This window comes from Mycobacterium sp. TY815 (assembly GCF_030755135.1).
Lineage (GTDB): Bacteria > Actinomycetota > Actinomycetes > Mycobacteriales > Mycobacteriaceae > Mycobacterium.
Genome location: NZ_JAUFRX010000001.1, coordinates 2192960 through 2205921, shown reverse-complemented (window position 1 = coordinate 2205921; position 12962 = coordinate 2192960). Strand labels below are relative to the sequence as shown.

At 67.8% G+C, this 12962-nt stretch carries 15 protein-coding genes; all 15 read right to left on the bottom strand.

Features of this window, described 5'->3' with window-relative positions:
- Positions 1-7: 7 nt before the first annotated feature.
- Entirely contained in the window at positions 8-280 is a 273-nt protein-coding gene (locus QXK92_RS09175) for a HypC/HybG/HupF family hydrogenase formation chaperone (RefSeq protein ID WP_306241343.1), read from the bottom strand.
- 20 nt (positions 281-300) lie between these two features.
- Positions 301-1413, bottom strand: a complete 1113-nt coding sequence (gene hypE / locus QXK92_RS09170) for a hydrogenase expression/formation protein HypE (protein ID WP_306241342.1) — start codon at positions 1411-1413, stop codon at positions 301-303.
- A complete protein-coding gene (locus QXK92_RS09165; protein ID WP_306241341.1) occupies positions 1410-2075 on the bottom strand; it encodes an SIS domain-containing protein in 666 nt (221 codons plus the stop codon). Before QXK92_RS09165 ends, hypE begins: the two co-directional genes overlap by 4 nt.
- Positions 2072-2791 carry a hydrogenase assembly protein HupF gene (locus tag QXK92_RS09160; protein WP_306241340.1) on the bottom strand — a complete coding sequence of 240 codons (720 nt, stop codon included), beginning with the start codon at positions 2789-2791 and terminating at the stop codon, positions 2072-2074. The genes QXK92_RS09165 and QXK92_RS09160 overlap by 4 nt, the downstream gene beginning before the upstream one ends.
- Positions 2788-5097 (bottom strand): carbamoyltransferase HypF, encoded by a 2310-nt coding sequence (gene hypF, locus QXK92_RS09155; RefSeq protein WP_306241339.1) that lies wholly within the window; start codon positions 5095-5097, stop codon positions 2788-2790. Before hypF ends, QXK92_RS09160 begins: the two co-directional genes overlap by 4 nt.
- A gap of 1 nt (position 5098) precedes the next feature.
- Positions 5099-5347 carry a HypC/HybG/HupF family hydrogenase formation chaperone gene (locus QXK92_RS09150; RefSeq protein ID WP_306241337.1) on the bottom strand — a complete coding sequence of 83 codons (249 nt, stop codon included), beginning with the start codon at positions 5345-5347 and terminating at the stop codon, positions 5099-5101.
- Positions 5347-5832 carry a hydrogenase maturation protease gene (locus QXK92_RS09145; protein WP_306241336.1) on the bottom strand — a complete coding sequence of 162 codons (486 nt, stop codon included), beginning with the start codon at positions 5830-5832 and terminating at the stop codon, positions 5347-5349. The genes QXK92_RS09150 and QXK92_RS09145 overlap by 1 nt, the downstream gene beginning before the upstream one ends.
- A gap of 13 nt (positions 5833-5845) precedes the next feature.
- Positions 5846-5965, bottom strand: a complete 120-nt coding sequence (locus tag QXK92_RS34070; protein ID WP_371872375.1) for a hypothetical protein — start codon at positions 5963-5965, stop codon at positions 5846-5848.
- Entirely contained in the window at positions 5953-7269 is a 1317-nt protein-coding gene (locus QXK92_RS09140) for a hypothetical protein (RefSeq protein WP_306241335.1), read from the bottom strand. The genes QXK92_RS34070 and QXK92_RS09140 overlap by 13 nt, the downstream gene beginning before the upstream one ends.
- Positions 7266-7916 carry a DUF6084 family protein gene (locus QXK92_RS09135; RefSeq protein ID WP_306241334.1) on the bottom strand — a complete coding sequence of 217 codons (651 nt, stop codon included), beginning with the start codon at positions 7914-7916 and terminating at the stop codon, positions 7266-7268. Before QXK92_RS09135 ends, QXK92_RS09140 begins: the two co-directional genes overlap by 4 nt.
- Positions 7913-8536: a DUF5947 family protein gene (locus QXK92_RS09130; protein WP_306241333.1), complete on the bottom strand. Its 624-nt coding sequence runs from the start codon at positions 8534-8536 to the stop codon at positions 7913-7915. Before QXK92_RS09130 ends, QXK92_RS09135 begins: the two co-directional genes overlap by 4 nt.
- The gene (locus QXK92_RS09125) at positions 8533-9402 is read right to left on the bottom strand and encodes a NifU family protein (RefSeq protein ID WP_306244295.1); all 870 of its coding nucleotides are present in this window, start codon (positions 9400-9402) and stop codon (positions 8533-8535) included. Before QXK92_RS09125 ends, QXK92_RS09130 begins: the two co-directional genes overlap by 4 nt.
- A 4-nt stretch (positions 9403-9406) precedes the next feature.
- Positions 9407-11209, bottom strand: coding sequence for a nickel-dependent hydrogenase large subunit (locus QXK92_RS09120; RefSeq protein WP_306241332.1), 1803 nt, complete (start codon positions 11207-11209; stop codon positions 9407-9409).
- 54 nt (positions 11210-11263) lie between these two features.
- Positions 11264-12319 (bottom strand): hydrogenase expression protein HypE, encoded by a 1056-nt coding sequence (locus tag QXK92_RS09115; RefSeq protein ID WP_306241330.1) that lies wholly within the window; start codon positions 12317-12319, stop codon positions 11264-11266.
- A 278-nt stretch (positions 12320-12597) separates the two neighbouring features.
- A complete protein-coding gene (locus tag QXK92_RS09110) occupies positions 12598-12933 on the bottom strand; it encodes a hydrogenase maturation nickel metallochaperone HypA (RefSeq protein ID WP_306244293.1) in 336 nt (111 codons plus the stop codon).
- Between the last annotated feature and the right edge of the window lie 29 nt (positions 12934-12962).

Below are 12962 nucleotides of genomic sequence, written 5' to 3'. Positions count from 1 at the left end.
GCGCTCCCTAAACAATCGCGGAAGAATCGAAGGCTTCCAGCTCGGTGGTGTAGGCCTCGCCGAGCTTCTTGATGGCGGCCAGGGTCAGCAGCGCTTCGGTTTCGTCGATCTTGGCCATCGCGAAGCCGACGTGGACCAGCACCCAGTCGTCGGGCGCGGGCGGGTCGCCTTCCAGCAGGCGCACACTGATGGTGCGCTGCACACCACTGACGTCCACTTTGGCCAAATGGTTCGCGGGATCGGTGATGGCGACGATCCGTCCCGGAATGCCCAGGCACATCGGCCGGCTCCTCTCTGATGTCAGCAGATTCGCGGCAACGGGTCGCCGACCAGCATGTCGACGATCCGGGTGCCGCCGAATCCGGTTCGTAGCAGCACGCTTTCGCGCGGTTCGGTCACGATCTGACCTATGTCGGCGGCCTCGGCGCCCAGCGGGTGGGAGCGCAGGGCGGCCAGCCCCGCCTCGGCTTCCCCGGCCGGCACCACGGCGACGAACTTTCCTTCGTTGGCGACGTAGAGCGGGTCGATGCCGAGCAGTTCACATGCGCCGGTGACCATCGGCTGTACCGGCAGGCGCTCTTCCTCGAGCAGCACGCCGAGCCCGCAGGACTGGGCCAGTTCGTTGCAGACCGTTCCCACCCCGCCGCGGGTGGCGTCGCGCAGCCACCGGGTGGACGGCGCAGCCGTCATCAACAGCTCCACCAGCGGGCTCAATGACGCCGTGTCCGAGGCGATGTCGGCCTCGATGGCCAGGTCACCGCGGGCCAGCATAACCGCCATGCCGTGATCGCCCATCGTCCCGGACAGCAACACTCTGTCGCCGGCACGCACCGACCCGGCCGACAAAGCGCGGTCGGCGGGTATCACCCCGGTGCCGGTGGTGGTGATGAACATGCCGTCGGCGGCGACGTTGGGCACCACCTTGGTGTCACCGGTGACGATCTGCACACCGGCATCGGCGGCCGCGGACGCCATGTCGGCCACGATCTCCCGCAGTTCCGCGATCGGGAAGCCCTCCTCGAGTACGAAGGCCGCCGAGATCCAGGACGGCACGGCACCGGCCATCGCGAGGTCGTTGCAGGTGCCGTGCACGGCCAGGGTCCCCACCGAGCCACCCGGAAACCGTCTGGGCTGCACCACGAATGAGTCGGTAGACATGGCGATCCGCTGGCCCCCGGGCAGGGTGAGCACCGCACCGTCGCCCAGTGACTCGAGCAGCGGGTTGCGGAAGGCGTCCAGGAACACGGCGTCCACCAGTGCCGCCGACGCCTTGCCGCCGGCTCCGTGCGCCAGCGTGATGTGGTCGTCGAGTAAGCGGGGACGCCGCCTGCGGAACGACTCGATGCGCTCGATCACCTGCCCCTCGGCGAATCGCGGTCCTGACGAGAGGTATTCCCCGGCTGAGTTCGTCATGCGGCCCCCACCTTCTGGTCACACTTGTGCTGCACGGCCAGCCACAGCCGATAGCCGAGCAGCGCTTGGGCTTCCTGAATCCGGTGCACGCTCTGGGATCCGACGGTGAAGCAGGCGTCCACATTCGGGTTGTCCGCGAACGCGCCGCCGTGATATCCCGCGAAACCGATGGTGTACAAGCCTCGTTGGCGGGCCTCTGCGAGCGCGGTGAGCAGGTTCGGTGAACTCCCACTGGTGGACATGGCGACCGCGATGTCGCCGGACGTGGCCCGCGCGATCAACTGGCGGGCGAACACCAACTCGAATCCCACGTCGTTGCCCAGCGCGGTGACGATCGCCTGATCTGTGCTCAAAGACCAGGCCGGCAAGGGGTTTCCGACCGGCGGGCGGGCGAACAGCCCGGCCAGCGTGGTGCAATCGGTGCTGCTGCCGCCGTTGCCGAAGGTGAACATCCGTCCGCCGGCGCCGAACCGCCGCGCCATTTCAGTTGCGGCACGCTCCATCAGGCCGGCATTGGCGGCCAGGGTGGCACGGCGCACGGCGAGGCTCTCGGCGGCCTTGGCCTGTGCAGACGCCGCCAGGTCGGCCAGCAGCGAATCGGGATCTTCTTCCTGCGCGTCGATGAACGGGTAGAGGAAGTTGGTCGGCTCCTGGTCCGTCATGAGTCCTCCCGCGCCGCGCGTGAGATCGCCGTCCCCGCATGCACGACCACCAGGTCGCCGGCAGCGACCGGCCCGATCAGGGTCGTGACCACCGTTTCGGTGCCCCGTGCCGTTCGCACGGTGGCATGGTCGCCGTCACCCGGGGCCAGCACTTCACCGAGCCGGCCCTCGTCGCTGCAGGTGACGCAAACCGTCTCGGCGGGAGGCGCTTTCAACAATCCAGGGTGCTCAAAGCAGACATGGGTCAGTTCCCACAGCAGGTGGTAGAACAACACGAAGCCACCGGTCACGGGAACCAGGGGATCGGGGTCGTCCAGCCACAGCACATGATCGGCGGCTCCGGGTTCGGGCCGGCTACCGCTGCCGATCCAGATGGTGGTGGCTCCCCAGGCCGGACAGCGACGCGCCACCGATCGCACGTCCGGGTCGTCGGCGCCGGCGACCGCGATCACCAGGTCACCGGGCCGTACCGACACCCGGACCAGGTCCGCCAGGTCAGGCCCGGTCAGTGCGACCGCCGGCAGTGCCCGCTTACCCACGATCACCGGGTGCACGAACTCGACCGCGATGTGCCTGGCATGCGGTTCCCACGACGGCGCGATCGACCACATGGTGGCGCCCGCGGCGAACCGCCTGGCTGCCGTGAAGGCCGCACTCGCCAGATCAGCAGCCAAACCGGCCGCGAGTCCGCCTTCCACGACGGTGCTGCTGTTCATCGGTGTCCCTCCTCCCGCGCGATCAGCAGACAGACGGCGGCCTGGCCCAGCGCCAGCCCCCCGTCATTCGGCGGCACGGCCCGGTGGGTCAGCACCTCAAAGCCTCTGTCCTGCAGCTTTTTACGACATAGCTCCAGCAGCAGTACGTTCTGGAAGACGCCGCCGGTAAGCCCGGCCAGCCGGATCGGGCCGGCCACCCGGCACACCACGTCGGCGACGGCCTCGGCCACCGCCCGGTGAAAGCCCGCGGCCAGCGCCGCCGCCGGCACTCCGCCCCGCAGCGCCGCCACCATCGCCCGCATCATCGGAGCGGGGTCGATCATCCCGTCCGCGTTCACCGCGAGGTGCAGCGGTTCGACGGCCGGCGCCGCGTGCGCCAGGATCTCCAATTCGATGGCCGCCTGGCCCTCGTAGTCGATCCGGTGGCGCACGTCCAGCACAGAGGCGACCGCATCGAACACCCGCCCCATGCTGGAGCACGGCACGCACGCCGCCCCGCTCTCGAGAAGGGAACGGGTGAGCCGCAATTCGTCGGCCGTGGCCGCGCGCACCGGCGCCAGATCGGCATCCCAGCCGATCCCGGCCTGCCACAGCTGGGACAGGGCCATGCGCCACGGATTGCGCACCGCCGCGTCGCCGCCGGGCAGCGGCACCGGGCGCAGGTGCCCGGCCCGCCGGAACCGGTGACTGTCGTGACCCAGGATGAGGATCTCGCCGCCCCAGATGGTCTGGTCGCATCCATAGCCGGTGCCGTCGAAGGCCACCCCGACGATCGGCTCGCCGAGTCGCCCGTGTTCGGCCAGCAGCGACACGACGTGCGCGTGGTGGTGCTGAACCAGATCCAGCGGCCGGTCCTGCGCGTGCCGCTCCGCCCAGGCGCGGGTGTGGTAGCCGGGATGCAGATCGGCCGCCAATCGTGCCGGACGGCCGCGTATCTCGCTGAGCTGTCCTACCGCCCGCTCGAAGGACCGCAGCGCCTCATACCCGGCCATGTCGCCGAGATGACCGGACAGGTAGGCGCGCGAACCGTCGGTGAGGCAGCACGTGTTCTTCAGCTCGCCACCGACGGCCAGCACCGCGGGGCCGTCGAGACCGAGCTCGACCGGCAGCGGCGCATAGCCGCGTGAGCGGCGGATCGGCAGTTCCCGCCCGTCCACCACGCGCACCACCGAGTCGTCGCACGGCACGTGAATCGGCCGGTCGTGGTTCAGGACGGCGTCGCACAACAGCGGAAGTCGTTCTGCGGCATCCCGTTCGGTGAAACAGATCGGCTCGTCGGAGCGGTTCGCGCTGGTGAGCACCACCGCGTCGAGCGGTCCGTCCAGCAGCAGATGGTGAACAGGGGAGTACGGCAGCATCAGGCCGATCAGGGGGCTGCCGGGTGCGACCGCGCCGGCCACCGGTGCGCCGGGCCGGCGGCGCAGCAACACGATCGGCCGCGCCGGACCGGCCAAGACCGCGGCCTCGGTGTCATCGATGCGCGCATACCGCCGCGCGACCGTGAGGTCGCGAACCAGGACAGCGAAAGGCTTGCCCCCGCGCGACTTTCGTGCCCGCAATGCGGTGACCACCGACTCGTCGTCGACGGCGCAGGCCAGGTGGTAGCCGCCGATGCCCTTGACGGCGACGACGGCGCCCGAAGCCAGCGCCTGCTGGGCCGCCGAGACAGCCGCGTCGGATCCGTCGGTGCGCCCGTGCTTGCCGTCGAACCACAGTGACGGTCCGCACTGCGGGCACGCGATGGGCTGGGCATGGAACCGCCGATCGGCCGGATCGTGGTACTCCGTGGCGCATCGACCGCACATGGCGAACCCCGACATGGTGGTGCCCGGCCGGTCGTAGGGCAGCGACCGGATGATGGTGAACCTCGGCCCGCAGTTGGTGCACGTGACAAACGGGTGGCGGTAGCGGCGGTTGTGCGGGTCGAACAGTTCGGCGAGGCAGTCGTCGCACACCGCCACGTCGGGTGGGATCGGCGTCGCCGGTCCGTCCACGGCCTGGCTGGCCACGATGCGGAATGCCGGTGCGCTCGCGTCGGGAAATTCGGCGTCGGTCACCGATACCGACGTGATGCGGGCCAGTGGGGGTGCCTCACCGCGTAAGCGGCGGGAGAATTCGTCCACCCGGCCGCGATCTCCCTGCACCTCGAGAAACACCGCACCCGAGTCGTTCCCGACGAATCCCGTCAGCCCCAGTTCCACGGCGAGGCGGTGCACGAACGGACGGAAGCCGACCCCTTGAACCACCCCGGTCACCGTGATGCGCCGCCGCACATCGTCAGACCGGGTCAGGGGTGCGGTGGTCACCTCAACCGCCCTCCGCAGGGCCCCGGCCCATCAGTTGCAGGCCTGCCATGGCCTCCTCGGCGCCGGCGCGGTCGGTCTTCTGCACGGCGAAGCCCATGTGGATGATCACCCAGTCGCCCGGTTCGAAGATCTCCTCCGGCAGCATCCCGATGTTGACCTTGCGCTGCTCCCCGGCGACGTCGACCAGGGCGAGTTGGCCCTCGTATCCCTCCAGCATCCCGATCACCCGGCCGGGAATCCCCAGACACATCAGCACTGCCGCTCTGCCGGTGCCGAAGCCTGCAACGCCGCAACGATTTTGCGCACCGCGCGGACGGCGCGCGGGACGGCGGCGGCGACCGGTTCGGTCAGTCCCAGGTGTTCCTCGACGCTGCCGGCCTCGCATCCGACGATGACGGTGTAGGGCGGGGCGCCGCCCAATGCCCGCAGGCTGGCGAACACCGTCTGGGGATCCATGCTGTGCGCGTCCAAACCGGTTGCACCGGAATCGCTGTCGTGATTGGCCTGGAAGACGTGCAACCTTCCCGGACTGCCGCGGCCGGGGATGGCATCGATGAGAATGAGCGCGTCCCACTCCTCGAGCAGGTCGTATGCCAGATGCATGCCGCTGATGCCGTAGTCGACGACGCGTGCGTCATCGTGCGGAACGTCGGTGAGTCGGGCCACCTCGGAGCCGAAACCGTCGTCGCCGAGGAAGATGTTGCCGATGCCGGCTACCAGAATGCGCGCTGCCACGGGCCGTCCCGACCTACATGCGCCGCAATCGCAGGTACCGCTTGGCATCCGGCAGGGACGCCAGGCCCAGGCCCACTGCGGCCGCGACGACCAGCGCGATGAGCGCAAGGAATATCCAACCTAAGACATCCATGACGGGTTCCTTTCGGTGAGCGGTTCGATTTCGTCGGGGGAGAAGTACAGGTAGCGGCCGTACCAGTCGTGCAGGTCGGCCGCCGGGTCGTCCTCCACCACCACCGCCACGTGGCTGTTGCCCTCGACGTCCTGGTGCACCGAGGTGACGCGGGCGGTCTTGCCGGCCACGAAGATGTCCTGGGCGTCGGCGTTGCGGCGCGGTCGCAACACGACCCGGCTGCCGCGCGCCACCCGCACTCCGTGCACCAGCACGGCGTCGACATCCGGGCGGACCGCGTTGTCGGCCAGTGGATCCCACCAGTCGATACCGTCGGGTACGTCGGGAACGAGCCCGGCGGCCCGGTGGGGATCGCGCAACACTCCGTGCAGGCGGCCCATGTCCTCGGCGGACATCGCGTCACACCGGTCGATGATCTGCGCAGCGCGTGGATCGGTGGCCCGGGCCTGCGCCTTCTCGTCGTCGGTCATCGTCATCACGCGCAGCGTGAGGATCTCGTCGATCTCCGTGCAGTCGTACAGTGCTGTGCTGCTCTGTTCGGCCACCTCGGGGTGGTCGTAGAGGATGATCGGCGAGATCAGCAGCATGTCGCGGGCATCCGGCGGTCCGGCCAGCACCGGGAAACACCGATGGTGCCGGCACCGTGTTGCCGCGCCCGCCGCGGCGGCCGGTGGCTCCAACAGCGACACGAACTCACCGCCTTCGACCGCGGCGATCACGTGGCAGCCGATCATCGAGCGGGCCAGCGCGTCGCGCTTGTCGCCGGCCGTCGTCCCGGTGTTGGCCAGCCGCAGGGACATTCGCAGCAGATCCCCATCCGTCTCGACGGAGACCGTGAGGTGAGCGCGTACCTCGCGCCGATCCCGGACTAGGCGGCCGCCGCCGACGGACTCGATCTCGGTCGCGGCGGAGGCCAGTACCGGCAGGTCGAACGGCGCGTCGTCGAAAGCCAACGGGCCGAACGAAAGCTCGCACTCCACCGCTTCGTCCCAGGTGAGCCAGGACCCGGCTGCGGTGCTGAGCGCGTCGACCGACTCGAAGCCGCCGGCGACCTCTCGTTGGGCCTGACGGTGTTGCAGTTGCAGGAAACGCACCACCAGGGTGATCGCATCACCCGAGCGGACCAGGAACTGCGCCGCCAGTGCCTCGTCCTCGCCGAGTCCGGCCGCGGCAGCACCGGGTGGGCCGAGTACGCCGAATTGCCAACGGGATTGATTCTTGCTCGATGTCCCGCGATAGGGATAGAGCAGGTACCCCTCGTAGAGCACCGCGTCCGCGACGGCGCGGGCTTGGTCCCAGCTCATGGTGCCATCTCCCGTACTGCCGACTCGGTCAGGAGCGCGGTCACCGCATGGTCGAGATCGAGCAAGCCGTGCGCCGACTTGTAACCGGCCAGCGCCGAGACGGTCTCGTGCCGCAGACGCACCCAACCGGTGTTGGGGTAGTGCACGGCGATGAGGTCGCGCCACACACTGACCGGCATGTCGTAGCGGTCCTCGCAGTCCCAGGACACCTGCTGCACCGAGAATCCTCGCGCGGACTTCACGAAAATGGTTCCACTGAACAGGAATTGCAGGGGCAGTGCACCGTCGCGGAGCGCGTGCAGGTACTTCGCCGCGGTGACCTCGAAGTCGTAGGTGCACTCGAGCGGCAGCGCCACCGTCGTGCTGCCGGCGAATCCCGGCACCATCGCGCCGCAGTGCTGCCACAGAAAGGTGCGCTGGGTGGTCGCCCAGCGATCCCGGGTGCCGAACAGGTCGGTGAGGCCGGCGGCCTCCTCGTCGGTGTAGGAGCGGCGCAGTGGTTCGATGCGGACCTGGCAGCGCAGCGCGATCGCGTGCACGGGGTCCTCGGCGACGACGCCGATACGCGCGGTCAGTATCGGTGTGACGGCATAGGGTTCGGGCGCCACGTCCAGCACGGCGAACGACACATCCAGGTGCTCGGTCATGGCAGGGTATCCCGGGCCCGGGCGGCGATCTGCGCGAAGAAGTCGTCGATGAAGTGTCGCGCCTGCTGGCCACCGTCGAAGCCGCGCCACAGCATCCGCAGCCGGCCGACGAATTCGTAGCAGGCGTCGATCGGCACCAGAAACGTCTGCGGCGAACCACTTTCCGGTACCCGCACCAGCAGCGCCTCGACGTCGTCGGCGAGCAGGTCGACGCGGCGGTCGGCGGCCCGGATCGCCTCCCACATGTCCAGCTCCAGCTCGGACTCGCAGGCACCGGCCGGGCCGGGGTAGAACGCGACGGTGCGGCCCAGCGCGGAGTTGGTGAAGAAGAACGCCACTGAGACGGGAATCTGCATCGCCTCCCACGCCCGGCGGTCGAGCGCGAACCCGGGGAATGCCAGATACCGGTCGGGCACCGCGCGGTAGCGCAGTTCGGCGTGCGGGTCGGTGAACAGCAGGTAGCAGCCGCGGCACACGCACATCAGTTGTCGGCCAGCCACATTGACCACGTGCTGGTGCTCGTCGGCAATCGACTCGGCACACATTTCGCACCGTTCGCCGGCCGGCTCGGGGGGCCGCCGGCTGTTGATACGGGTCAACACGTCGTAGGGACCGCTCATGCCGAAGCCCCCAGTATCTCGCGTGGCAGCGCCACCGACAGCACTCCGTCGCGCTCCAGCAGCGGCAGCGGCTCCAGGTGGCCGCCGGGCCCGGCGCCGGCCCGAACGACGTCGAATTGCGTCCCGCACCTGGGGCATTCGAGCATGCTTCCGTGCAGCAGTGCCCCGGCCAGAGTGTCCGCACAGACCGGGCAGCGGTCCCGGTAGACGAAGATCCGCTGGTCCACCCGGCAGGCGAGCACCGGAACGGGGGCGATCAGGAAGCCCGCCACCTCGCCGGGTGCCAGGCCGGCCAACTCCGGCGCGGCGTGCCAGGCAGGGACTGCACCCGAACGCATCGGGGCCAGCAGGGATTCGGCCGGGATCACGTCGGTCCGTGCGGTCGTCACCACCTCGATGTCGGTGATCTCCGGTGCGGCAGCTCTGATCGCGTCTTCCACCGCGAGCTCCAATGTCACCGCCGAGGAGGGACAACTCTTGCAGCTGCCCTGGAATGCGAGTCGCACCGTGCCGCCCTCGATCTCGATGAGATCGACGTCCCCGCCGTGCGATCCCAGGTAGGGCCGCACCCGGTCGAGCGCCTCGGACACCCGGCGCCGCATATCGTGCGGATGCAGACCGTGCACCAGGAGCAGGCTGGCCACCAGGTCGTCGGTGGCCAGCCGCTCGGTCAACTCGGGGCCCGCGTGGGCCAGAATCCGTTCCAGCCCAGCGCCGTAAAGCCCGACCACTTCGCGCACCAGGTGCTGCGCCCGCTCGTAGGCGGCCGTCCCGCCGGCGGTGAAGGAATCCAGCAGCGTCTGGATCCGATCGCCCGCGGCGCGCCATTGCGCTTCCGAGTCGGAGTTCTGCGGGACATCCACCATCTCCTCACTCACCGGCAGCGGGTGACTGGGTGGGTGTGTGCAGTCTCTCCAGCGTCTTGCCCTTGCCCAGGTACATGTGCACGCCGCAAGGCAGGCACGGATCGAAGCTGCGCACGGTGCGCATCACGTCGATGCCCTTGAAGTTCTCCCGGTCGTTCTCCTCGAAGATCGGCTGCCCCTGCACCGCGTCCTCGTAGGGGCCCGGCGTGCCGTAGCTGTCACGCGGGTTGGCGTTCCACGGGGTCGGCGGATACGGGTGGTAGTTGGCGATCTTGCCGTCCCTGATCACCATGTGGTGGCTCAGCACGCCGCGCACCGCCTCGGTGAACCCGCAGCCGATGCCCTCGTCGGGCACGTCGAACTTCTCCCACGTCTTCGTTCGTCCGGCCCGGATCTCGGCCAGTGCCTGTTCGGCGAAGTACAGTCCGCAGGCGGCCGCGTACGCCTGGAAGTAGGTGCGGGCGCGGTTGCGCTCGATCGTGTTCGAGCCGTACCTGGGCACCTTCCACTCGAACTCCACCGGGCCCTTCAGCGCCGTCTTGGGCAGGTTGATTTTGACGCTGTTGCCGGTGGCCTTGACGTAGCCGATATCGACCAGGCCGGCCAGCGCGGTCGACCACAACCGGGCCAGTGGGCCGCCACCGGTGTCGAGCGCCAAGTGGTCCTTGCCGTCGAACCAGCGCGGCGACATCACCCAGCTGTAGTTGCCGCCGTCCATTTCGCGCTTCTGCGGATGCGGGTTGGTGTGCTGGTTCCACGGGTGCCGACGGTCCACCGGGTTGCCCAGCGGATCGGTCTTGACGAACATCTCCTGGTCGGTCCAGTCGTCGTAATACGAACTGCCCAAGAGGATCCGGATGCCCAGGTTGATGTCGACCAGGGAATGGGTGAGCAGCTTGCCGTCGACGACGACGCCCGGGGTGACGTACATCGCGTTGCCCCAGCGCTCCATGTCCTTGTACTCGAAGTTGCACACCTCGGGATCCTGGAACGACCCCCAGCAGCCCAGCAGGGTGCGGCGCAGGCCGACCTTCTCGTAGCCGGGCAGTGCCTCGTAGAAGAAGTCGAACAGGTCGTCGTGCATCGGGACGACCTTCTTCATGAACTCGACGTAGCGCATAAGCCGGGTCATGTAGTCGGTCATCAGCTGGATGGTGGCCACGGTGCCCACCCCGCCGGGGTACAGCGTGGAGGGATGCACGTGCCGACCTTCCATGAGACAGAACATCTCTCGGGTCCAGCGGCTGACTTGCAGTGCCTCGCGGTAGAACTCACCGCTGAACGGGTTCAGCGAGCGCATGATGTCGGCGATCGTCTTGTACCCGTGCGCGTCGGCATGTGGTGCGGCGGTCTTCTCCGCCTTGGCCAGCACACCGGGGTTGGTCTCGGCGACCATCTTCTCGCAGAAGTCGACCCCCACCAGGTTCTCCTGGAATATGTTGTGGTCGAACATGTATTCCGCGGCCTCGCCCAGGTTGACGATCCATTCGCCGATGTGCGGCGGCTTGACCCCGTAGGCCATGTTCTGCGCGTAGCAGGAGCAGGTGGCGTGGTTGTCGCCGCAGATGCCGCAGATGCGGCTGGTGATGAAATGGGCGTCGCGCGGGTCCTTGCCCTTCATGAAGATCGAGTAGCCCCGGAAGATCGACGACGTGCTGTGGCACTCGACCACTTCACGGTTCTCGAAGTCGATCTTGGTGTAGATGCCGAGGCTGCCGACGATCCGGGTGATGGGGTCCCAGGCCATCTCGACGAGCTGACCGGGTTCCCGCTTGGACGTTGACGGTTCGGGAATGATGGTTGTCATAGCGAATACTGCTCTCCGTCTAGACGGCTCTCTGGGAATGGTGAACTGAGCCGTTCACCAGGTACGGCGGGCGCCGGTGACCAGTTCGGTGCCCTTGTGGCGCCAACGCGGTTCCTTGTCAACGGTCTTCGCCGTGATGTGACGCAGGCTTCGGATCACGGTCCCGTACAGACCCGAGGCGGTGCTGGACAGTTTGCCGCCGGGCGGCTCGTCCATGAACGGCATGAACTTGTCCGGGAAGCCGGGCATCGTGCACCCGATGCAGATGCCGCCGACGTTCGGGCAGCCCCCGATGCCGTTGATCCAGCCCCGCTTGGGCACATTGCACTTCACCACGGGGCCCCAACAGCCAAGTTTGACAATGCATTTCGGCGAGCCGTACTCGGTGGCGAAGTCGCCCTGCTCGTAGTAGCCCGCTCGGTCGCACCCTTCGTGCACGGTCTGGCCGAACAACCACTTGGGGCGCAGGGCGTCATCGAGCGGGATCATCGGTGCCTGGCCGGTCGCCATGTACAGCAGGTATGTCAACGTCTCGGCCAGGTTGTCCGGGTGGATCGGGCAGCCCGGCACGCAGACGATCGGTATGCCGGCCTTGCTCTTCCAGTCCCACCCGAGGTAGTCGGGCACACCCATCGCGCCGGTCGGGTTGCCGGCCATGGCGTGGATGCCGCCATAGGTCGCGCACGTGCCGACGGCGACGATTGCGGTGGCCTTGGGTGCCAGCCGGTCCAGCCACTCGCTGGTGGTCATCGGTTGGCCGGTGGCCGGGTCGTTGCCGAAGCCGCACCAATAGCCTTCGCTCTTGATCTGCTCGTTGGGAATGGACCCTTCGACAACCAGCACGAATGGCTCGAGCTCGCCTCGATCGGCCTTGAAGAACCATTCCAGGAAATCGTCCGCGCCTCCGTTGGGTCCGCATTCGAAATCGATCAGCGGCCAGTGGACGGCGACCTGCGGGAGACCGGGGAGGGCACCTAGGGCGATCTCCTCGACGCTGGGCTGGGTGGCGGCAGTCAACGCCACCGAATCACCGTCGCAACTGAGGCCGGCGTTGATCCACAGAACGTGAATCAACGTTTGTTCTGCTTTGACTGCTGCTTCTGTGGGCATAGTGCAGCTTTCCGGGGCCGGGCTGAGACCCCTACGCCGCCGGAGTCGACCGTCGGCCCACTTGCACGGCGCTATTTTCAGGCCTACTCGCGGTGGGGAGCAATGTCAACGGTTCGATGTGCCAGAACTTCAGTTGCACACGCATTGCATAACGTGACCGCTTCGATCAAATCGTCTGGCACGCAACGGGCGTAGTTTATTTTCGGCTCCGTCAGTTACTCTGCTGCGGACCTTTCGCAAGATCGCTTACGCTGAAATAACTTTGTACGGACGGGATTTCAGGACACGTCGAGTGAAATAACCAGAAACTCGTTGCCGCACAGTACTTCGACGTCGGGACTTTCGCATTCCGGACACCAGATGGACCACGGCGAAGTGACCTCCGACCCGCGGCCGCAGGCACGGCAGCGGATCTGCGCGGCGACGTGTTCGATGTGCAACTCGGCGTCCGGCATGTCCTCGGCATCGCGCACCAGCGTCCAGCAGAAGGACAGGGATTCGGGCACGACCTGCCGCAGGGCGCCGATCCGCACCCGCACCAGGTCGACGTGACGACCCGCGGCGTGGGACTTGGCCACCCCGGCGATCGCGTGGCACAGCGAGAGCTCATGCACCGTCGCCAACGGTAACACCCCGAAAACCG

What these genes read in the sequence shown, in the direction of transcription:
- QXK92_RS09175 (WP_306241343.1), bottom strand. Translation starts at nt 280, where the DNA reads ATGTGCCTGGGCATTCCGGGACGGATCGTCGCCATCACCGATCCCGCG.
- hypE (WP_306241342.1), bottom strand. Translation starts at nt 1,413, where the DNA reads ATGACGAACTCAGCCGGGGAATACCTCTCGTCAGGACCGCGATTCGCC.
- QXK92_RS09165 (WP_306241341.1), bottom strand. Translation starts at nt 2,075, where the DNA reads ATGACGGACCAGGAGCCGACCAACTTCCTCTACCCGTTCATCGACGCG.
- QXK92_RS09160 (WP_306241340.1), bottom strand. Translation starts at nt 2,791, where the DNA reads ATGAACAGCAGCACCGTCGTGGAAGGCGGACTCGCGGCCGGTTTGGCT.
- QXK92_RS09150 (WP_306241337.1), bottom strand. Translation starts at nt 5,347, where the DNA reads ATGTGTCTGGGGATTCCCGGCCGGGTGATCGGGATGCTGGAGGGATAC.
- QXK92_RS34070 (WP_371872375.1), bottom strand. Translation starts at nt 5,965, where the DNA reads ATGGATGTCTTAGGTTGGATATTCCTTGCGCTCATCGCGCTGGTCGTC.
- QXK92_RS09140 (WP_306241335.1), bottom strand. Translation starts at nt 7,269, where the DNA reads ATGAGCTGGGACCAAGCCCGCGCCGTCGCGGACGCGGTGCTCTACGAG.
- QXK92_RS09135 (WP_306241334.1), bottom strand. Translation starts at nt 7,916, where the DNA reads ATGACCGAGCACCTGGATGTGTCGTTCGCCGTGCTGGACGTGGCGCCC.
- QXK92_RS09130 (WP_306241333.1), bottom strand. Translation starts at nt 8,536, where the DNA reads ATGAGCGGTCCCTACGACGTGTTGACCCGTATCAACAGCCGGCGGCCC.
- QXK92_RS09125 (WP_306244295.1), bottom strand. Translation starts at nt 9,402, where the DNA reads ATGGTGGATGTCCCGCAGAACTCCGACTCGGAAGCGCAATGGCGCGCC.
- QXK92_RS09120 (WP_306241332.1), bottom strand. Translation starts at nt 11,209, where the DNA reads ATGACAACCATCATTCCCGAACCGTCAACGTCCAAGCGGGAACCCGGT.
- QXK92_RS09115 (WP_306241330.1), bottom strand. Translation starts at nt 12,319, where the DNA reads ATGCCCACAGAAGCAGCAGTCAAAGCAGAACAAACGTTGATTCACGTT.